Origin of the sequence: Streptomyces sp. NBC_01485, from assembly GCF_036227125.1 — a bacterium.
GTDB lineage: Bacteria > Actinomycetota > Actinomycetes > Streptomycetales > Streptomycetaceae > Streptomyces.
Map to the genome: position 1 here is coordinate 437385 of NZ_CP109435.1, position 18498 is coordinate 455882.

Here is an 18498-nt window from a genome sequence, read left to right on the forward strand (position 1 = left end):
GCCCCTACACCTTCCGTGACGGCACCCGCCACACCAGCGCGGTGCCGCCGCCCTCGGGCTTCCCCAGTTCCAGGCGTCCGCCCAACTGCTCGGCGCGTTCCGCCATGTTGCGCAGCCCACTGCGGCGGCCTTCGTCCGGGATGCCCACGCCGTTGTCGGTGACCGAGAGCCTCACCTCCCGCCCGTCCGTGGCCAGGAGCACATCGGCCCGGTCCGCATGGGCGTGGCGGGCGATGTTGGTCAAGGCCTCGGAGAGCACCGCCACCACGTGGTCGGCGATCTCCTTCGGCACGTCGGTGTCCAGCAGGCCCTCCATGCGCACACTGGCGGCGAAGCCGAGGACCGGCGCCGCCTCCCCGACCACCCTTACGGCTCGCGCCCTCAGCCCCGTCTCGCCGTTGCCCTCACGCGTGCGCAGGCCGAAGATCGTCGACCTGATGATCTTGATGGTCTCGTCCAGGTCGTCGACCGCGCGGACCACCCGTTCGGAGGCCTCCTCGTGCTCGATGAAGCGGCCCGCGCTCTGCAGGGTCATGCCGGTGGCGAACAGCCGCTGGATCGCGAGGTCGTGCAGGTCCCGCGCGATACGGTCGCGGTCCTTGAGCACGGCGACCTCCTCGGCGTCCTGGCGGCGTTCCGCCAGCTCCATCGCGACGGCGGCCTGCGCGGCGAAGGCCTGCAAGGTCTCGGTCTCCGTCGCCGAGAACACCGGCCGGCCGGCTTCTCGCGCCAGCAGGACCACGCCTCGCACACCCGCCTCGCGCGTGCCGATGGGCACGGCCACAGCAGGGCCGAGTCCCCCGAAACGCGGAGGCTCCAGGGAGATGCGTGCATCCTGAGCGACGTCCTCGCTGGTGACCGGAACCGCCCCCGAGAAGGCCAGGCCCATCAGGCTCCGGTCCACCGGCAGTACGAGCCCCCGGTGTGCCTCGGCGTCCACCCCGACGGCGATCTCCACGGCGAGCGACCCGGTGTCCCCCATGGACAGCGCGACCGCCGCCAGGGCACTTCCGGTGATCTCACCGGCCCGCTCCGCGATCAGGGCGAGAACCTCGGAGCGCTCACCGCCGGACATCAGGCTCAGGGTGATCTCCGCGTTCGCCCGCAGCCAGCGTTCCCGCAGCCGGGACTCCTCGTACAGACGCGCGTTGTCGATCGCCACGCCGGCCGCCACGGCCAGCGTGAGCGTGACCGAGACGTCCTCCTCGTCGAACTGGCCGCCGCCCCGCTTCTCGGTCAGGTACAGATTGCCGAAGACCTGGTCGCGCACCCGGATCGGGACGCCGAGGAAGGTGCTCATCGGCGGGTGGTGCGGCGGGAAACCGTACGAGGCCGGGTGCTCGGAGATCTTCGCCAGACGCAACGGCTCGGGATGGCGGATCAGCTCCCCCAGGATGCCGTGGCCCTCCGGATACGGGCCGATCCGCGCGATCTGTTCCTCGCTGACCCCGATCGTGTGAAAAGCCGACAGCCGCTTGCCGTCCGGACCGATCACGCCGAGCGCCGCGTACTCCGCGTCGACCAGCGCCGCGGCGGCCTCAACGATGCTGTACAGGGCCTGCTCCAGATCCAGCTCCCGACCGACCGACAACACCGCCTCCAGCAGGCTGTGCACCCGGTCGCGGGTGCCGCGGGCGGCGTCCAGACGCGCCTGGAGCTCCTCCAGCAACTCGTCCAGCCGCAGCTGAGGCAGCCGTACGCGGGCCTCCTCGGGGCTTCCCACCGGTACTCCTCCAGGTCCCCTCAAGGCACGGACACCCACCGGTCCGGTCATGTGTCACGGTAGTGGTCGGCCGCAGGATGCGGTAGCGAATCGGGCGAGTGCCCAGGGCTTACCTCGGCGCCTCCGATTCAGCCGACGGCGGGCCTGCCCTGCACCGCCGACCCAGGCACCCCGCACCCCACGATGGACCGCTCCGGGCGCGCCCCTGGGAAGGGGACGGACCCGCCGGGGCCGACCGGCCCAGTGAAAGGGACCGACAGCACCTGCCGCTTCCGGCTGCGGCGGCCGGAGGCTGGAGGCTGGAGGCTGGAGAGGTACCCGGCCCGAAACCCGACGGAGGAGACCGACGCCATGGTCCGTTATCTGGTGGGCAGCGGGATCGCGGCACTGGCCGCGGCGACGTTCCTGGTCCGCGACGGCGGCTTCTGGGGATCCGACATCCACCTCGTCGAGGAACAGCGGACCCTCGGCGGCAGCCTGGCCGCGGGCGGCCCGCCGGACGTCGGCTACAGCATGCGCGGCGGGCGGATGTTCGAGGCCGACTTCCGCCGCACATACGACCTGCTGTCCGGCATCCCCACCCTCGACGACCCGGTCGTCTCCGTGACCGAGGAGATCCTGGCAGGACACGAGGACTTCGCCTGGGACGACATCGCCCGGCTCGGCAGGTCACCCAGAGGTGTGAGGGACGTCCGGCCCTACCGCCGGGGACCATCGGCACCTGTGGGAAGAGAGGGGCAGGAGAGACAGTGAGTGCAGGAGCGGCACCGATCCCCCGCGGTGTCGCTCCGTTCACGTCGCCACGCAGTCAGCCGTGCAGGGCACGGAGCACCGGACGGAGCACCGGACGGAGAACCGTGCGCGACCCGACGATACGGACACCCGCCATGGCCGACGACGACCGGCTGGTCACCGACCCGGGGGAACTGGCCCGCTATCAGGCCTTGTTGCGTCCGTGGGTGTCACAGCGGATGGATCACGCCGTCCGCATCAGCCCCGATCTGATCACCGGGGTTCGTCTCACAGCCCAGGGTCCGTCCCCGTCGTCCTGAGCGGCGTGAGTCGTGCGGCACGACGACCACCGGGCGGCGCGCCCGGTGCGACAGTGCGCGTGGTGATCGGCGTTCAGGACGGGAGGTGCACTTTGTACAGGGTGTGTCCGCCGACGAGTTCGCGTCCGGTGACCAGCTCCGGGTCGATGCGCACGAAGACCTCCTGCGGCGCCGGCGCCCAGGAACGCGGCCCGGTCCGCAGCAGCCGTGCGTGCTCGGCGGGGTCGGTGACAAGGACGGCCGCTCCCATGACCACGACGCTCCAGCCGGAGTGGGCGGCGGCGTCGACCTCGTCGGCCTCGAAGGCGACCACAGCTCCGGCGATCGCCCTCACCAGCTCCGAGGCAGCCGAGACGCGCACCAGCACCGCCCCGTCATGGTCCAGGCCGAAATTGACCGGCAGAACGGCTGGCAGCGCCTGCCGTGTGTACACGATGCGCCCCACCGGCACCTTGGCGAGCCGGTGCAGGCACTCCTGCCGGTCGAGTTCGCGGAATCCGTCGTTGGCGTCCATCTGCCTTCTCGTCTCTCACCTGACATCGCGGTGGTCGTGGTCACCCGGCAGCACCGGCCGTATGCACACGGTGGTGCCGTCGGCGAGCAGGGCGTGGACCGAGGGTCGGTCGAGCAGGTCGTCCGTCATCGCAGGTCTCCTCCATGGCTTTCGATACATCGATCGTCCGGCGGAGCGGAGGGGTGTCACAGGGGCTGTCCGGGGGCCGACCAGGGCCAATCGGCCCTCCCTGCCCCGCTGACCGGCCCCGGCTCCGCCCTGCGGTGAGCCGCCCACTCGGTCAGTCGTCCGCCACCAGCGCCGTCAGGTCCAGGAGGCGGTTGGTGCAGCCCCACTCGTTGTCGTACCAGCCGAAGACCTTGGCCAGGGTGCCGTTGGCCTGGGTCAGCGCCGGGTCGAAGACGCAGGACGATGCCGGCACCATGGTCGGACCACCAGTGCAGGGCGGCCGGGTCGCGCTCGGCGGTGACGGCGATGCGCCGTCCTTCGACGGCGATGGAGCTGTCGTCATGCCGGACGTCGCGTCCGATGCGGCCGAAGCCGTTGATGCCGACCCGTACGGTCATGGCGGTGGGTGCCTTCCAGGGATGATGGACGGTCAGGCGCTCCAGGTCCAGTCGGCGACCTCGGGCAAGTCGGTGCCGTGCTCACGGATCCAGGCCTGATGGCGGGTGCGGACGTCCGCCATCTCCTGGCGTACGGCGGCGACGCGTACGGCGAGTCCGGGGACGCGGTCGATGACGTCCATGACGAGGCGGTAGCGGTCGAGGTCGTTGCGGACGACCATGTCGAACGGCGTGGTCGTGGTGCCGGACTCCTTGTAGCCGCGCACGTGCAGGTTGTGGTGGCCGGTGCGGCGGTAGGCGAGGCGGTGGATGAGCCACGGGTAGCCGTGGTAGGCGAAGATCACCGGCTTGTCGGTGGTGAACAGGGCGTCGTACTCGAAGTCGCTCATGCCGTGCGGGTGTTCCTCGCTCGGCAGCAGCCGGGTCAGGTCGACGACGTTGACCACGCGCACAGCGAGCTGCGGGAGGTGGTGGCGCAGGAGCTGGGCGGCGGCCAGCACTTCCAGGGTGGGCACGTCGCCGGCGCAGGCCAGGACGACGTCCGGTTCACCGCCGTTCTCCGTGCCGGCCCACTCCCAGATTCCGGCGCCCCGGGCGCAGTGAGCGCGGGCCTCGTCCATCGACAGCCAGTCGAAGCAGGGCTGCTTGCCGGCCACGATGACGTTGACGTGGTCGCGGCTGCGCAGCGCGTGATCCGCCACCGACAGCAGGGTGTTGGCGTCCGGCGGCAGATAGACGCGCACGACGTCGGGGCTCTTGTTGAGGACGTGGTCGACGAAACCGGGGTCCTGGTGGGAGAACCCGTTGTGGTCCTGGCGCCACACGTGCGACGTGAGGAGGTAGTTGAGGGACGCGATGGGTGCCCGCCATGCCAACTCCCGTGATGTCTTGAGCCACTTGATGTGCTGGTTGACCATCGAGTCGACGATGTGCACGAACGCCTCGTAACACGAGAAGAGTCCGTGACGGCCTGTCAGGAGATAGCCCTCCAGCCAGCCCTGGCAGGTGTGTTCGGAGAGGATCTCCATCACCCGGCCGTGATGCTCGAGGTGTTCGTCGACCGGGAGGTGCTGGGCCTGCCATGCCTTTCCGCTGACGTCGAAGACGGCCTGGAGCCGGTTGGACGCGGTCTCGTCCGGGCCGACGAGGCGGAAGTCCCGGCGTCCGCCGGTGTCCTTCATCACCCGGGCCAGGAGGCCGCCGAGGACGCGGGTCGGCTCGTGCAGCGTGGTGCCCGGCTTGTCGACGGGCACGGCGAACTCGTCGAGCGGTGCGATGGGCAGATCCCGCACGAGCAGGCCGCCGTTGGCATGCGGGGTGGCGCCGAGCCGCTGTGCGCCGTCGGGAACGCAGGCGAGGACGTCCGCGACGGGGCGGCCGTCGGCGCCGAAGAGTTCCCGGGGCTTGTACGAGCGCAGCCAGGCCTCCAACTGGCGGAGGTGGTCGGGGTTTTCACGGACGCCGGCGAGCGGGACCTGGTGGGCGCGCCAGGTGCCCTCGACGGGCACGCCGTCCACCTCGGCGGGACCGGTCCAGCCCTTCGGGGTGCGCAGCACGATCATCGGCCAGTGCACGCGCTCGGTGACACCGTCCTCGCGGGCGGTCTGTTGCATCACGGCGATGCGGTCCAGCGCGTCGTCCAGCGCCGCCGCCATGGCCCGGTGCACCTGGACCGGGTCGTCGCCGGTCACATGGATCGGCTCGTGCCCGTATCCCCGCAGGAGCTCGTCGAGTTCGGCCTCCGGGATGCGGGAGAGCACCGTCGGGTTGGCGATCTTGTAGCCGTTGAGGTGCAGGATCGGCAGCACCGCGCCGTCGTGCGCCGGGTCCAGGAACTTGTTGGAGTGCCAGGCGGCGGCCAGCGGACCGGTCTCCGCCTCACCGTCGCCGATCACGCAGGCGACGAGGAGGTCGGGGTTGTCGAATGCGGCGCCGTAGGCGTGGGAGAGCGAGTAGCCGAGTTCGCCGCCCTCGTGGATCGAGCCGGGCGTCTCGGGCGCGACATGGCTGGGCACGCCTCCGGGGAAGGAGAACTGCCGGAACAGCCGCGCCATGCCGGCGGAGTCCCTGGGCACGTCCGGGTAGGTCTCGCTGTAGCTGCCCTCCAGCCAGGCGTTGGCCAGGATGGACGGCCCTCCGTGGCCCGGTCCCCAGACGCACAGGGCGTCGAGTCCGCGCGCCTTGATCACGCGGTTGAGGTGGGTGTACACGAGGTTGAGGCCGGGCGAGGTGCCCCAGTGGCCCAGCAGCCTCGGCTTGATGTGCTCGGGCCGCAGGGGTTCGGTCAGCAGCGGGTTGGCCATCAGGTAGATCTGTCCGGCGGCCAGGTAGTTGGCGGCCCGCCAGTGCGCGTCCAGGGTGCGCAACTCGTCGTCGGAAAGTACCGTGGCGTCCTGGTGTTCGACCTTGGGCATGAGGGACTCCGGAAGTCATCGGGCGGTGGAGGCGGCATGGCCGGCAAGAAGGCGGCGGCGTTGCCGCGCAAGGTGTACGAGAAGGAACTGCTGCGTCTGCAGACCGAGTTGGTGAAGCTGCAGGAGTGGGTGCGGGCGTCGGGCACCCGGCTGGTGGTGGTCTTCGAAGGGCGGGACGCGGCGGGCAAGGGCGGCACGATCAAACGGGTCGCCGAACACCTCAACCCGCGTGTGGCCCGGATCGCGGCGCTTCCGAAGCCGACTGAGCGCGAGCGCACCCAGTGGTACTTCCAGCGGTACGTCGAGCATCTGCCGGCGGCGGGCGAGATCGTGCTGTTCGACCGGTCCTGGTACAACCGGGCCGGTGTCGAGCACGTGATGGGCTTCTGCACGAAGGAGGAGCACCAGCTCTTCCTCCGGCAGTGCCCGGTCTTCGAGCGGATGCTGGTCGAGGCGGGGGTCCTGCTGCGCAAGTACTGGTTCTCGGTGAGCGACACCGAGCAGCAGGAGCGCTTCCGGCGACGGCTGGGGGATCCGCTGCGGCGCTGGAAGCTGTCCCCGATGGACCTGGAGTCGATCACCCACTGGGAGGCGTACTCCCGGGCGAAGGACGAGATGCTGGTGCACACCGACATCAGCGAGGCTCCCTGGTACGTGGTGGAGAGCGACGACAAGCGCCGGGCGCGGCTGAACATGATCGCCCATCTGCTGGACTCCGTGCCGTACCACGACGTCCCTCCGCCCGTCCTCGATCTGCCGAAGCGCCCGGGCTCGACCGGCTACGAGCGCCCGCCGCGCGATCTGCAGACCTACGTCCCCGATCACGCGGCGAGTCTCTGAGCAGCCGGCCGCCGCTCTCACGCCCGCTCGGGTACGACCGCGACGGCGCAGGCGGCGTGGTGCAGTACGGCATGGGCGACCCGCCCCGACTGGAGACCGGACCGCCCGGGGCGGCGCCGGGCGCCGACCACCAGCAGGTCGGCCCCGTGCGAGGCGGCCGGGCGCACCCCGCGGGCCGGACCCTCCACCGTGGGTCGGCGCAGTTCCACGTCCGGCGGAGCATCCTTGAGCGCCTGCTCCAGAACCTCGGCGGCCTGCTGCTCGTGCGGCCGTGCGGGTTCACCGGCGAGCAGCGGGTGGTCGGTGCTCTCGTGCGCCGGGCACCGCCAGGCCCGTACGGCCTCGGAGGGACCATCCTGCTCACCGTCCCGCGTCGAGGTCGAAGACGATCCGGGCCTTGACCTCGCCGCGCAGCACCTCGTCGATGCAGTCGTTGACGGAGGCGAGCGGGCGGGCCTCGTAGACGACCTTGGTGCGGCCGGCCGCGTGCAGTTGGAAGACCTCGGCGAGGTCCTGCCGGGTGCCGACGATCGAGCCGATCACCGAGGTGCCGTTGAGCACGGTGTCGAAGATGGGCACGCGGACCGTGCCGTGCGCCGGCAGGGCCACCATGACCAGCTTGCCGCCGCGCCGCAGCCCGGCGTTGACGGCCTCGAAGGCCGCGTCGTTCACCGCGAGCGCGATCGCCGCGTGGGCGCCGCCGTGCCGCTTGAGCACCTCGCCGACGTTCTCCTTGCGAGCGTCGATGACGATGTCCGCGCCGAGGTCGGCGGCCAGTTGGAGCTTGTCGTCGGTGACGTCGATCGCCGCGACCGTGGCTCCGGCGATCTTCGCGTACTGCACGGCGAGATGGCCGAGCCCGCCGACGCCGGAGATCGCGACGAGCTGGGTGGGCCTGACGTCGGCGACCTTCAGAGCCTTGTACGTCGTCACGCCCGCGCAGGTCAGCGGGGCGGCCTCCAAGGCGGTGATCCCGTCGGGCACGGGCTGGGCGAAGTCGGCCCAGGCAAGCATCTTCTCGGCGTACCCGCCGTCGCAGCCGTAGCCGGTGTTGACCTGCTGCTCGCACAGCGTCTCCCAGCCGGAAAGGCAGTGCTCGCACCGCCCGCACGTCCTGCCGAGCCACGGAACGGCGACCCGCTGCCCGACGGACAGGTGGGTGACGCCCTCGCCGAGCACCTCCACCAGGCCGACGCCCTCGTGCCCGGGGACGAACGGCGGGTTCGGCTTGACCGGCCAGTCGCCGTGGGCCGCGTGGATGTCGGTGTGGCACAGCCCGGACGCCTCCACCCGGACGCGGACCTGGCCGGGGCCGGGCTCGGGGTCGGGGCGCTCCTCGATGACCAGGGGCTCGCCGAACGCTCGTACGACCGCTGCCTTCATGGGTGTCTTCTCCTCGGGATTGGGTGGGGGGGTCAGCTGTGAGGGACGACGGCGACGGGGGCGGTGGAGTGGTGCAGGACAGCGTGCGTGACGTGTCCGATGTGAGCGCCGAACGGGCTGTGGCGGACCCGCCGGCCCACGACGACGAGCGATGCCTCGCGGCAGGCGTCCACGACGTGGAGGGCAGCGCTGCCGTAGCGGGACTCCTCGACGACCTCGACGTCCGGGTACTTCTGCCGCCAGGGCCGCAGCGCTTCGGCCAGCGCCTCAGCGTCGCTGAGGGCCAGCGCCTCGTGCAGGGCGGGGTTGGCGGGCGTGCCGTACGCGTAGTAGGGCGGAGGGTTCCAGCCGTGGACGACCCGCAGGGACGTCGCGCGGCGCTCGGCGGCGTCGAAGGCGAACTCGATCAGCGCCTCGTCCGGGTGCTCGACGTCTAGTCCGAGGACCACGGGCAGGAAGGGGGTCGCGGCGGAGGGAATACCGACCGGGTCCGGCTCGTGCTCGTCGGCGGCCACTTCCAGCGCGCGGACCAGCACGACGGGGCGGTCCGCGTGCGCAACGGCGGACAGGCCCACGGAGCCGAGCATGAACCCGCCGATCCCGCCGAAGCCACGCGAGCCCAGGACGAGCAGCTCGGCGCTCTTCCCCGCCTCGGCCAGCACGTCACCGGGGTGTCCGGAGAGCTGCTCAGTGATCACCTCGACGCCGGGGTGACGCAGGCTGATGCCCTCGGCAGCCTCGCGGGGGATGCGCTCGGTCCAGTGCTGCTGGGTCTCGGCTCCCAGGAGCGGCGCCTGGGCCATCGGCTCCGGTACCGGCTCCCAGACGTGGACGATCTTCAGTGGCAGGTCGCGCAGCTCGGCTTCGCGAGCCGCCCATTCCGCGGCGGCCCGGCTCTCGAGCGAGCCGTCGAGACCTACGGTGATGGTGCGGAGCATGATCTCCACCTCCTGGGGCGAGGGATCCTGGGGCAGGGGATCCGCTTCCAGAGTGGTCTTCGGACGGTTCTCCGTGCAGGGGCCACTGGTCCCGGCTTGGGGCCGACCGGTCCCCCGCACGGCTCGGCGTGGCAGCCCGGGTAGGTGAAAGCCGGAGCTCCGGCGACGGCACTCGTGCACGGCCATGGTCGTGATTCTCTTCGAGGGGGTCGGGTCGTTGCCTGACGGCACTCACTCCGGCCTCGCGCGCCGGGCGGCACCGGATGCCGAAGGTCCGCGGCCATGGGGGCTGAACGGCCCTGCGTCGAGGGGCCGTTGGGCTCGGTGCGGCACCGGGGGCGCCCAGACCGTCTGCCGGGGTCCTCGCGCCCGGCCGCACACCGGTGGATCATGAGGTCAGACGACGGAAGGCGGCAGATGTCCCAGGGCTCGGGCAGACGACACGTCTCGCAATGGCGCCGACTGGCGCCGGGCCTCGTCGCGCTCCTCGGCTACCGGCGCTCGTGGCTGACGGGTGACCTGCTCGCCGGTGTGACGGTGGCCGCGTACCTCGTGCCGCAGGTCATGGCGTACGCGGGGGTGGCGGGGCTGCCGCCGGTGGCCGGCCTGTGGGCGATCCTGCCGGCCCTCGCGATGTACGCCCTGTTCGGTTCCTCGCGGCTCCTGTCGGTCGGCCCCGAGTCCACGACCGCCCTCATGACGGCCACCGTGGTCGCACCGCTCGCCGCCGGGGACCCCGGACGCTACGCGTCGCTGGCAGCGGCCCTGGCGGTCACGGTCGGGCTGCTCTGCCTGGTCGCCCGGGCGGTGCGGCTGGGCTTCCTCGCGGACCTGCTGTCCCGCCCCGTCCTGATCGGCTATCTGGCGGGCGTGGCGCTCATCATGATGGTGGACCAGGTGCCCAAGCTCACCGGGGTGCGGACGACCGGCGCGGAGTTCTTCCCTCAACTGTGGTCCTTCGTCACCCACCTGACGGACGCGCACCTGGCGACCGTCGTGTTCTCCGCCGTCGTGCTCGTGTTCCTCTTCGTGACGGCCCGGTACGTCCCTGCCGTGCCCGGTCCGCTGGTGGCGGTCGTCCTGGGCACCGCCGCCGTCGTCGTCTTCGACCTCGACGGGCGGTACGGGCTGAAGGTGATCGGCGAGGTCCCGTCCGGTCTGCCGGGCCTCGCCGTCCCGGACCTGAGCGAGTTGCCGCGTCTCGTCCTGCCCGCGCTCGGTGTGCTGCTGGTCGCCTACACCGACTTCATCCTGACCGCGCGGGCCTTCACCGACCGCGACGACGAAGGTCCCGGGCTCGACGCCAACCAGGAGTTCCTCGCCCTGGGCGCGGCCAACCTGGGCGCCGGGGCGCTGCACGGTTTCCCGGTGAGCAGCAGCGCCAGCCGCACCGCGCTGGCCTCCTCGGGGGGTGCCCGCAGCCAGGCGTACTCCCTGTGGGCCGGGGCGGTGGTGCTCGCCGTGCTGCTCTTCCTGAGCCCGCTGCTGTCCCGCACGCCGTCGGCCGTGCTCGGCGCGCTCGTCGTCTACGCGGCGGTCCGCATGATCGACCTCGCCGGCTTCCGACGGCTGGCGTCCTTCCGCCGCCGGGAACTGCTCCTGGCGCTCGGCTGCCTCGCCGGGGTGCTCGCCCTGGACATCCTGTACGGGGTGATCGTGGCCGTCGGTCTGTCGGTGGCCGAGCTGCTGACCCGGGTGGCGCGCCCGCACGACGCGATCGAGGGACTGGTCCCCGGTGTGGCCGGCATGCACGACGTCGCCGACTATCGACAGGCCCGGACTGTTCCCGGACTGCTCGTCTACCGCTACGACTCGCCGTTGTTCTTCGCCAACGCGGAGAACTTCCGGCGTCGTGCCCTGGCCGCCCTGGACGAACAGAGCGACCCGGTCCGCTGGTTCGTCCTCAACACCGAGGCCAATGTCGAGGTCGACATCACCGCCCTCGACGCGGTCGACGAACTGCGCCGCGAACTGGCCCACCGCGGCGTCGTGTTCGCCCTCGCCCGCGTGAAGCAGGACCTGCTGAACGACCTGGAGAGGTACGGCCTGGTGGGCTCGGTCGGCAGGGAACGGATCTTCCCGACGCTGCCTACGGCCGTGGCCGCGTACCGCGCGTGGCTCGGCGGTCAGCCCGGCGGTCAGTAGGCGGGCACACCCCGCCTCCTCGAAGCGTTCGCGGACGCCGTCGATCAGGGCCCGGCCGGGGACCGGGGTGTCGCGCAGCGGGAAGGAGACGCCGAGGGACTCGTACTTCGGGGCTCCGAGCCTGTGGGTCCGGGTCGATGAAGAGCAGCCCGATGCCCGCGCCCAGTGGTTCAGCAGACGATCAGCTGCCGTGCCGTACCAAAACTCCCTGTTCTGTACCGGATGGCCCACTCTCCGGACCAGGTGGCCCATGGCCCGCCCCAAAGGACGCGGCACACGCTGGAGGCGGAAATCCGCACAGCCCGTACACCCCCCGGAGGCATCCCATGAACGCTTCCCCCACTCCCAGCCCCAGCCCCAGCACGCTGCGCGCACTGTCCGCCGAACACCGCCAGCGGCTCATGCGCGTCGCCCGAGAGGTGTCCATCCCCCAGGGAACACGTCTGTTCGAGGAAGGTGGACGCGCCGACCGCTTCTGGATCATCCGCACCGGCAGGATCGAGCTCGACATGCACGTGCCGGGCCGTCGGGCGGCTGTCATCGAGAACCTCGGGCACAACGAACTGGTCGGCTGGTCCTGGCTCTTCACCCCGCGCGTCTGGCACCTGGGCGCCGAAGCCACCACACCGGTGCGGGCCTACGAGTTCGACGCCACGGCCGTCCGGTCCATGTGCCAGGACGACGCGGCCCTGGGCAGCGAAGTCGCCCAGTGGGTCGGTGGCGTACTCGCCCACCGTCTCCGCTCGGCCAGGACCCGCCTCCTGAACCTGTACGCCCCCTACGGCGCCGACAGCACCGTCTGACCCGGTCCAGCTCCCTCCGGGCGAGTGGGGCCGGTCGGCCCTAGTGCATTCCGTTCAGGCGCGTGATGATCTGAATCATCGACCGGTCGCAGTCTGTCATCCGCCGGGGAACGAGGGATCACCATGCCAGAGCCACGCACCTTCACCGAGCAGGACCCCATCCGGGTGTTCCTGTTGGACGACCACGAGGTCGTCCGCCGCGGCCTGGCCGATCTGCTCGACTCCGAGCCGGACATCAAGGTGATCGGCGACGCCGGCACCATGGACCACGCGCTCGCGCGGGGCCCCGCGCTGCGCCCGGACGTCGCCGTCCTCGACGTGCGGCTGCCGGACGGCGACGGCATCTCGGTCTGCCGGGAGCTGCGCAGCCAGATGCCGGAGCTGGCCTGTCTGATGCTGACCTCGTTCGACGACGAGGAGGCCCTGCTCGACGCGATCATGGCCGGCGCCTCCGGCTACGTCCTCAAGCAGATCAAGGGGTCCGACCTCGTCTCGGCGGTGCGCACGGTGGCCTCGGGCCAGTCGATGCTGGATCCCGCGACCACGGCCCGCCTGATGCGCTCGCTGCGGGCGGACCCCGCGGAGACCCCCTCCGTGCCCTCCGAGCTGGCGGGCCTGTCACCGCGCGAGAGGGACATTCTCGCCCTGATCGGCGACGGCCTGACCAACCGCGAGATCGGCAAGAAGCTCTACCTGTCGGAGAAGACCGTCAAGAACCACATCTCCCGTCTCCTGGCCAAGCTGGGCGTGCAGCGCCGGGTCCAGGCCGCCGTGCTCGCCTCTCAGCTGGAGAGGAGTGAGGGGGCACGGCCCGACCCACGAAACAGCCGCTAACGCCGCACCCTCGGCATCCCCAGCCCGATCCACGAGATGATCTCCCGCTGGATCTCGTTGTTGCCGCCGCCGAAGGTGAAGATCACGGCGGAGCGGTAGCCGCGTTCGAGGTCGCCGTGGAGCACGGCGCCCGCGGAGCCCTCCTGGAGTGCGCCGGGGGCGGCGACGATCTCCATGAGCCAGGCGTAGGCGTCCCGGCGGGCCTCGGAGCCGTAGACCTTGACGGCGGAGGCGTCCTGTGGGGTGAGGGTGCCGTTCTGGAGGGCGCCCACCATCTGCCAGTTGAGGAGCTTGAGCGCGTCGAGCTTCACGTGGGTCTGGGCGAGGCGGCGGCGTACCCAGGGCAGGTCGACGACGCGGCGTCCGTCGGCGAGTTTGGTCTCCTTCGCCCAGCGCTGTACGTCGTGCAGGGCGCGGATGGCCATGGTGCCGTGCGCGGCGAGGGTCACGCGCTCGTGGTTGAGCTGGTTGGTGATCAGCCGCCAGCCCTGGTTCTCGGCGCCGACCCGCCGGGTGACGGGGACGCGGACGTTCTCGTAGTAGCTGGCGGTGGTGTCGTGGGAGGCGAGGGTGCGGATGACCGTGCAGGAGTAGCCGGGGTCGGTGGTCGGCACGAGGAGCATGGTGATGCCCTGGTGCGGCGGGGCCCCGGGGTCGGTGCGCACGGCGAGCCACACCCAGTCGGCGGTGTCGCCGTTGGTCGTCCAGATCTTCTGCCCGTTGACGACGTACTCGTCGCCCTCGCGAACGGCGCGCGTCTTGAGGGCCGCGAGGTCGGTGCCCGCGTCGGGTTCGCTGTAGCCGATGGCGAAGTCGATCTCCCCGGCGAGGATCTTCGGCAGGAAGTGCGCCTTCTGGTCGTCGGTGCCGTAGCGCATGATCGTCGGTCCGACCGTGTTCAGCGCCATCAGCGGCAGCGGTACGCCGGCCTGGGCGGCCTCGTCGAAGAAGACGAACTGCTCGATCGGCGTCAGGCCGCGGCCGCCGTACTCCTCGGGCCAGCCGACGCCGAGCCAGCCGTCCGCGCCGAGCCGGCGGATGGTCTTGCGGTAGAAGCGTTTGGCGGCGACCTGGTCGGTGTGCCGGGCGTAGGCGTTGTCGGGCACCAACTCGGCGAAGTAGGCGCGCAGTTCGGTGCGCAGCCGCAGTTGCTCGGGCGTGTGGTCGAGGTGCACGGCGCCTCCTGGCTCCCCAAGGCCGGTGTCCTGACGGCGCACACGGTAGAACGTGTTCCAGAAATTGGGAATGGCGGGGCGGGAAGAGATGCAGTGCGGTGCAGTGAAGTGCGGTGCGGTGCGGTGCGGTGCGGTGCGGTGCGGTGCGGGAAGGATGGCCTCCCATCTCGGATGCCGCACGCGATCAGGCGAGTCTGCTCAGACCAGCGTTTCGATGAAGTCCGTGCAGGTCTCGGCGCAGGTGCGGCAGGCGGCCGCGTCCTCCCCGGCGCCCGGGTGGCGGTCGAAGACGCGGGCGGACTCCAGGCAGACGGTCCTGCACCACTCCAGTTGGGCGCGGATGCCGGCCTCGTCAACGCTCGCGTCCTCGGACAGCACTCGGCAGGTCGCGTCGCACACCTCCGCGCACATGATGCCCTTGCGTCGCACGAGTTCCTGGTGATCGGTCCCGTCCTGCTCCAGGAGGCTCGCGCGCTGCGCACAGGCTCGCGCACACTCGGTGCACGCCAGCGCGCAGGCGAAGCGGTCCTCCAGGAACCGGAAGAGATCCCGTTGGTCCCGTTGGCCCTGTTGATCGCGTCGGTCTTGTCGGACCTGTTGATCCTGTCGGGGTGTCGTCGAAGTCACCTCTGGCGGGTAGCCGGGACGGGCGGCGCCAAACCACGCCCGACCGCCACGACGGCGCGCGACGGCATGACATGGCAGGCGGCGAACGCCGTGTGCGAGGCGCCGCGGACGCAGAGTCACGGGATCGGAATGGCGGGTTCATGACCCGTTACGGGGGTATTCGGATGATATGACTACCGCAAGCCTGCAACTGGCCGCCGCGAGCGGCCTGCTCAGCCTGGGGCTGTTCGTGGTCGGTATGGCCGTGGTGGCGGTGCTGGCCGGCAGCTTCTGGCTGGGCGCGCGTGTCAAGTCGCGCGAGCCGGACCGGCCGCGCCCGGAGGAGCAGCCGCACCTCCCGCCCGGCGGCGCGGTGCACGAGGTGCGCGAGAACCGGGAACCCGACGAGGTGCCTCGGATGCCGAAGGGCGGCCGTCCCCTCACCCCGTACGAGCTGACCAACATGCAGACCCGGCCGAGCACGGACAAGAAACGCCCGCGTTGGAGCCGGGGCAGCAGCGGCTCGTTCGGCGGGGGCGGTCTGGGCGCCCACTGAGAGCCGTGCCGTGACCGGCTGGCTGCCTGTATCGCTGGCTGGCTGGCTGGTCGCGGTGTGACACAGGGGCGCGTGACCCGCGTACGGCGGTGTCGACGCGCCCCTGAGTGCTGTGCCGCCGCGCCGCAGTCAGGCGCCGACGTAGGCCGCGAGGTGCTCGCCGGTCAGGGTGGACCGGGTGGCGACCAGGTCGGCGGGGGTGCCCTCGAAGACGATCCGGCCGCCGTCGTGGCCCGCGCCGGGGCCGAGGTCGATGATCCAGTCGGCGTGCGCCATGACCGCCTGATGGTGTTCGACGACGATGACCGACTTGCCCGCGTCGACGAGCCGGTCGAGCAGTCCGAGCAGTTGTTCGACGTCGGCGAGGTGGAGGCCGGCGGTCGGCTCGTCGAGGACGTAGACGCCGCCCTTGTCGCCCATATGGGTGGCCAGCTTGAGCCGCTGGCGCTCGCCGCCGGACAGCGTGGTGAGCGGCTGGCCGAGGCTGAGGTAGCCGAGCCCGACGTCGGCGAGCCGTTCGAGGATCTTGTGCGCGGCCGGGGTGTACGCCTCACCGGCGCCGAAGAACTCCTCGGCCTCGGTCACCGACATCGCGAGCACCTCGCTGATGTCACGGCCGCCGAGGTGGTATTCGAGCACCGACGCGTCGAACCGCCTCCCCTCGCACTCCTCGCAGGTGGTGGCGACGCCTGCCATCATCGCCAGGTCGGTGTAGACGACCCCGGCGCCGTTGCAGGTGGGGCAGGCGCCCTCGGAGTTGGCGCTGAACAGCGCGGGCTTCACACCGTTCACCTTGGCGAACGCCTTGCGGATCGGTTCGAGCAGTCCGGTGTACGTCGCCGGGTTGCTCCGCCGGGAGCCGCGGATCGGCCCCTGGCCGACCGACACCACACCTTCCCCGGCCGGGATCGACCCGTGCACGAGCGAGCTCTTGCCGGAGCCGGCCACGCCGGTGACGACGGCCAGTACGCCGAGCGGTACGTCGACGTCGACGCCCTTCAGGTTGTGCGTCGCCGCGCCCCGGATCTCCAGCGTGCCGGTGGGCTCGCGCACGCTCTCCTTGAGAGCGGCCCGGTCGTCGAAGTGCCGGCCGGTGATGGTGCCGCCGGTGCGCAGCCCCTCGACGGTGCCCTCGAAGCAGACGGTGCCGCCCGTCGTACCGGCGCCGGGGCCGAGGTCGACGACGTGGTCGGCGATCACGATCGTCTCCGGCTTGTGCTCCACGACGAGGACCGTGTTGCCCTTGTCCCGCAGCCGTAGCAGCAGGTCGTTCATCCGCTGGATGTCATGCGGATGCAGGCCGATGGTGGGCTCGTCGAAGACGTAGGTGACGTCGGTGAGCGAGGAGCCGAGGTGTCGGATCATCTTGACGCGCTGCGCCTCGCCGCCCGACAGCGTGCCCGCCGGCCGCTCCAGCGACAGGTAGCCGAGGCCGATCTCCACGAACGAGTCGAGGGTCTGTCGCAGCGCGGCGAGCAGTGGCGCCACCGACGGTTCGTCGAGAGCGCGGACCCAGTCGGCCAGGTCGCGGATCTCCATCGCGCAGGCGTCGGCGATGCTGATCTTCCCGATCTTCGACGACCGGGCCCCCTCGCTGAGCCGGGTGCCCTCGCACTCGGGGCAGACGGTGAAGGTGACCGCCCGCTCCACGAACGCCCTGATGTGCGGCTGCAACGCTTCCTTGTCCTTGGACAGGAACGACTTCTGGATCTTGGGGATCAGCCCCTCGTAGGTGAGGTTGACGCCGTTGACCTTGACCTTGACCGGCTCCCCGTAGAGGAAGTCCTGCAACTCCTTCTTGGTGTACCTGCGGATCGGCTTGTCCGGGTCGACGAAGCCGGACTGGGCGTAGACCTGCACGGTCCACTGACTGTCCGACTTCCAGCCGGGGATGGTGAACGCGCCCTCGGCGAGCGACTTGGAGTCGTCGTAGAGCTGGGTGAGGTCGATGTCGGAGACCGAGCCGCGGCCCTCGCAGCGCGTGCACATGCCGCCGGTGCGGTTGAAGGTCGCCTTCACGGTCCTGGTCCTGGCGGCACCGCGTTCGACGGTGATCCCCCCGCTCGCCCGGACCGAGGCCGTGTTGAAGGAGTACGCGCCGGGCGGGCCGATGTGCGGCTTGCCGAGCCGGCTGAAGAGGATGCGCAGCATCGCGTTGGCGTCGGTGGCCGTGCCGACCGTGGAGCGCGGGTCGGCGCCCATCCGCTGCTGGTCGACGCTGATCACGGTGGTCAGTCCGTCCAGGACGTCGACCTCGGGGCGTGCCAGCGTCGGCATGAAGCCCTGCACGAAGGCGCTGTAGGTCTCGTTGATCAGCCGCTGCGACTCCGCGGCGATCGTGTCGAACACCAGCGAACTCTTGCCCGAACCGGACACCCCGGTGAACACCGTCAGACGGCGCTTCGGGATCTCGATGCTGACGTCCTTGAGGTTGTTCTCGCGCGCGCCGTGCACGCGGATCAGATCGTGGCTGTCGGCGACGTGCTGCGCGGGCGGCGGCGTGTGAGTCCGCTGAGTCCTCGTGGCCATGCTCATCGTCTCCCCATGTGTCACGCCAGGCCCCCGTCGCGGTCTCGGTCGGCTCGCCTGCCCGGTCTGACCACTCACGCTATCCGCGGCCCCGGGGACCGCGCTTCTCGAATACTGATCGGTTCGGTGGCGTTCAGGTTCGGACAGCGAGCAGACGGGGGCGGACAGTAAACGACAACGCGGGGCGCGGAAGGGCCGGAGGCGCTGAGATGGCCTGATTCGTCGTGCGGGATGAGGTGGAAGATGGCCGATGTGATGCGGGCGGAATCTGCGCGGCGCGCGGGGTCGGGGGCCGGCGCTGCGAAACAGGGTGTGAAGCAGAGCGTGAAGCCGGGCGTGAAACAGGGCGCCGCACAAGGTGTCACGCAAGATGTCAAGCAAGGTGTCACGCAAGGCATCAAGCAGAGTGCGAAACGGAGC

13 protein-coding genes and 4 pseudogenes are annotated in these 18498 nt (G+C 70.8%); 7 read left to right on the forward strand and 10 right to left on the reverse strand.

Going from position 1 to position 18498, the window contains the following annotated elements; genetic code table 11:
• Positions 1-4: 4 nt before the first annotated feature.
• Positions 5-1723 (reverse strand): sensor histidine kinase, encoded by a 1719-nt coding sequence (locus OG352_RS01840; protein ID WP_329213596.1) that lies wholly within the window; start codon positions 1721-1723, stop codon positions 5-7.
• 351 nt (positions 1724-2074) lie between these two features.
• On the opposite strand from OG352_RS01840, the pseudogene OG352_RS01845 reads away from it, so the two are divergent.
• Positions 2075-2386: pseudogene (locus OG352_RS01845) on the forward strand (oleate hydratase); the annotation flags it as partial.
• Positions 2387-2628: 242 nt separating this feature from the next.
• Positions 2629-2775, forward strand: a pseudogene (locus OG352_RS01850) (pyridoxamine 5'-phosphate oxidase family protein); the annotation flags it as partial.
• Between the two features lie 73 nt (positions 2776-2848).
• On the opposite strand, the gene OG352_RS01855 reads toward OG352_RS01850, so the two are convergent.
• From OG352_RS01855 to OG352_RS01865, 3 genes and pseudogenes are all read right to left on the reverse strand, one after another.
• Positions 2849-3289 carry a pyridoxamine 5'-phosphate oxidase family protein gene (locus tag OG352_RS01855; protein ID WP_329213598.1) on the reverse strand — a complete coding sequence of 147 codons (441 nt, stop codon included), beginning with the start codon at positions 3287-3289 and terminating at the stop codon, positions 2849-2851.
• 280 nt (positions 3290-3569) lie between these two features.
• A pseudogene (locus OG352_RS01860) lies at positions 3570-3704 on the reverse strand (type I glyceraldehyde-3-phosphate dehydrogenase); the annotation flags it as partial.
• Between the two features lie 183 nt (positions 3705-3887).
• Entirely contained in the window at positions 3888-6269 is a 2382-nt protein-coding gene (locus tag OG352_RS01865; RefSeq protein ID WP_329213600.1) for a phosphoketolase family protein, read from the reverse strand.
• Positions 6270-6305: 36 nt separating this feature from the next.
• Between OG352_RS01865 and ppk2 the strand changes: the two genes are divergently transcribed.
• Positions 6306-7109 carry a polyphosphate kinase 2 gene (gene ppk2, locus OG352_RS01870; protein WP_329213602.1) on the forward strand — a complete coding sequence of 268 codons (804 nt, stop codon included), beginning with the start codon at positions 6306-6308 and terminating at the stop codon, positions 7107-7109.
• A gap of 17 nt (positions 7110-7126) precedes the next feature.
• Here the strand turns inward: ppk2 and OG352_RS01875 are convergent.
• The 3 genes and pseudogenes from OG352_RS01875 to OG352_RS01885 form a co-directional block, all read right to left on the reverse strand.
• Positions 7127-7459 (reverse strand): annotated as a pseudogene (locus OG352_RS01875) (universal stress protein); the annotation flags it as partial.
• 10 nt (positions 7460-7469) lie between these two features.
• A complete protein-coding gene (locus OG352_RS01880; protein ID WP_329213604.1) occupies positions 7470-8492 on the reverse strand; it encodes a zinc-dependent alcohol dehydrogenase in 1023 nt (340 codons plus the stop codon).
• A gap of 32 nt (positions 8493-8524) precedes the next feature.
• Entirely contained in the window at positions 8525-9430 is a 906-nt protein-coding gene (locus tag OG352_RS01885; RefSeq protein ID WP_329213606.1) for a universal stress protein, read from the reverse strand.
• A 417-nt stretch (positions 9431-9847) separates the two neighbouring features.
• Here OG352_RS01885 and OG352_RS01890 point away from each other — a divergent pair, with 417 nt between their 5' ends.
• From OG352_RS01890 to OG352_RS01900, 3 genes are all read left to right on the forward strand, one after another.
• On the forward strand, positions 9848-11575 hold the full coding sequence (locus tag OG352_RS01890) for a SulP family inorganic anion transporter (RefSeq protein WP_329213608.1): 1728 nt from the start codon (positions 9848-9850) through the stop codon (positions 11573-11575).
• Between the two features lie 326 nt (positions 11576-11901).
• The gene (locus OG352_RS01895; protein ID WP_329213610.1) at positions 11902-12378 is read left to right on the forward strand and encodes a Crp/Fnr family transcriptional regulator; all 477 of its coding nucleotides are present in this window, start codon (positions 11902-11904) and stop codon (positions 12376-12378) included.
• 123 nt (positions 12379-12501) lie between these two features.
• Positions 12502-13212 carry a response regulator transcription factor gene (locus OG352_RS01900; protein WP_329213612.1) on the forward strand — a complete coding sequence of 237 codons (711 nt, stop codon included), beginning with the start codon at positions 12502-12504 and terminating at the stop codon, positions 13210-13212.
• Here OG352_RS01900 and OG352_RS01905 read toward each other — a convergent pair.
• Both OG352_RS01905 and OG352_RS01910 read right to left on the reverse strand, forming a co-directional pair.
• Positions 13209-14387, reverse strand: coding sequence for an acyl-CoA dehydrogenase family protein (locus OG352_RS01905; RefSeq protein WP_329213614.1), 1179 nt, complete (start codon positions 14385-14387; stop codon positions 13209-13211). The two genes, OG352_RS01900 and OG352_RS01905, sit on opposite strands and share 4 nt — an antisense overlap.
• A gap of 198 nt (positions 14388-14585) precedes the next feature.
• Complete coding sequence (locus tag OG352_RS01910) at positions 14586-14921, reverse strand: ferredoxin (protein WP_329223664.1); 336 nt, start codon at positions 14919-14921, stop codon at positions 14586-14588.
• Positions 14922-15183: 262 nt separating this feature from the next.
• Between OG352_RS01910 and OG352_RS01915 the strand changes: the two genes are divergently transcribed.
• Positions 15184-15549 (forward strand): DUF6479 family protein, encoded by a 366-nt coding sequence (locus OG352_RS01915; protein WP_329213616.1) that lies wholly within the window; start codon positions 15184-15186, stop codon positions 15547-15549.
• A 129-nt stretch (positions 15550-15678) separates the two neighbouring features.
• On the opposite strand, the gene OG352_RS01920 is transcribed toward OG352_RS01915, so the two are convergent.
• Entirely contained in the window at positions 15679-18078 is a 2400-nt protein-coding gene (locus OG352_RS01920) for an excinuclease ABC subunit UvrA (RefSeq protein ID WP_329213618.1), read from the reverse strand.
• Positions 18079-18498 lie beyond the last annotated feature (420 nt).

Bases quoted from the DNA above. Each gene is read 5' to 3' on its own strand.
- OG352_RS01855 (WP_329213598.1), bottom strand. From the start codon at position 3,289: ATGGACGCCAACGACGGATTCCGCGAACTCGACCGGCAGGAGTGCCTG.
- OG352_RS01865 (WP_329213600.1), bottom strand. From the start codon at position 6,269: ATGCCCAAGGTCGAACACCAGGACGCCACGGTACTTTCCGACGACGAG.
- ppk2 (WP_329213602.1), top strand. From the start codon at position 6,306: ATGGCCGGCAAGAAGGCGGCGGCGTTGCCGCGCAAGGTGTACGAGAAG.
- OG352_RS01880 (WP_329213604.1), bottom strand. From the start codon at position 8,492: ATGAAGGCAGCGGTCGTACGAGCGTTCGGCGAGCCCCTGGTCATCGAG.
- OG352_RS01885 (WP_329213606.1), bottom strand. From the start codon at position 9,430: ATGCTCCGCACCATCACCGTAGGTCTCGACGGCTCGCTCGAGAGCCGG.
- OG352_RS01890 (WP_329213608.1), top strand. From the start codon at position 9,848: ATGTCCCAGGGCTCGGGCAGACGACACGTCTCGCAATGGCGCCGACTG.
- OG352_RS01895 (WP_329213610.1), top strand. From the start codon at position 11,902: ATGAACGCTTCCCCCACTCCCAGCCCCAGCCCCAGCACGCTGCGCGCA.
- OG352_RS01900 (WP_329213612.1), top strand. From the start codon at position 12,502: ATGCCAGAGCCACGCACCTTCACCGAGCAGGACCCCATCCGGGTGTTC.
- OG352_RS01915 (WP_329213616.1), top strand. From the start codon at position 15,184: ATGACTACCGCAAGCCTGCAACTGGCCGCCGCGAGCGGCCTGCTCAGC.
- OG352_RS01920 (WP_329213618.1), bottom strand. From the start codon at position 18,078: ATGGCCACGAGGACTCAGCGGACTCACACGCCGCCGCCCGCGCAGCAC.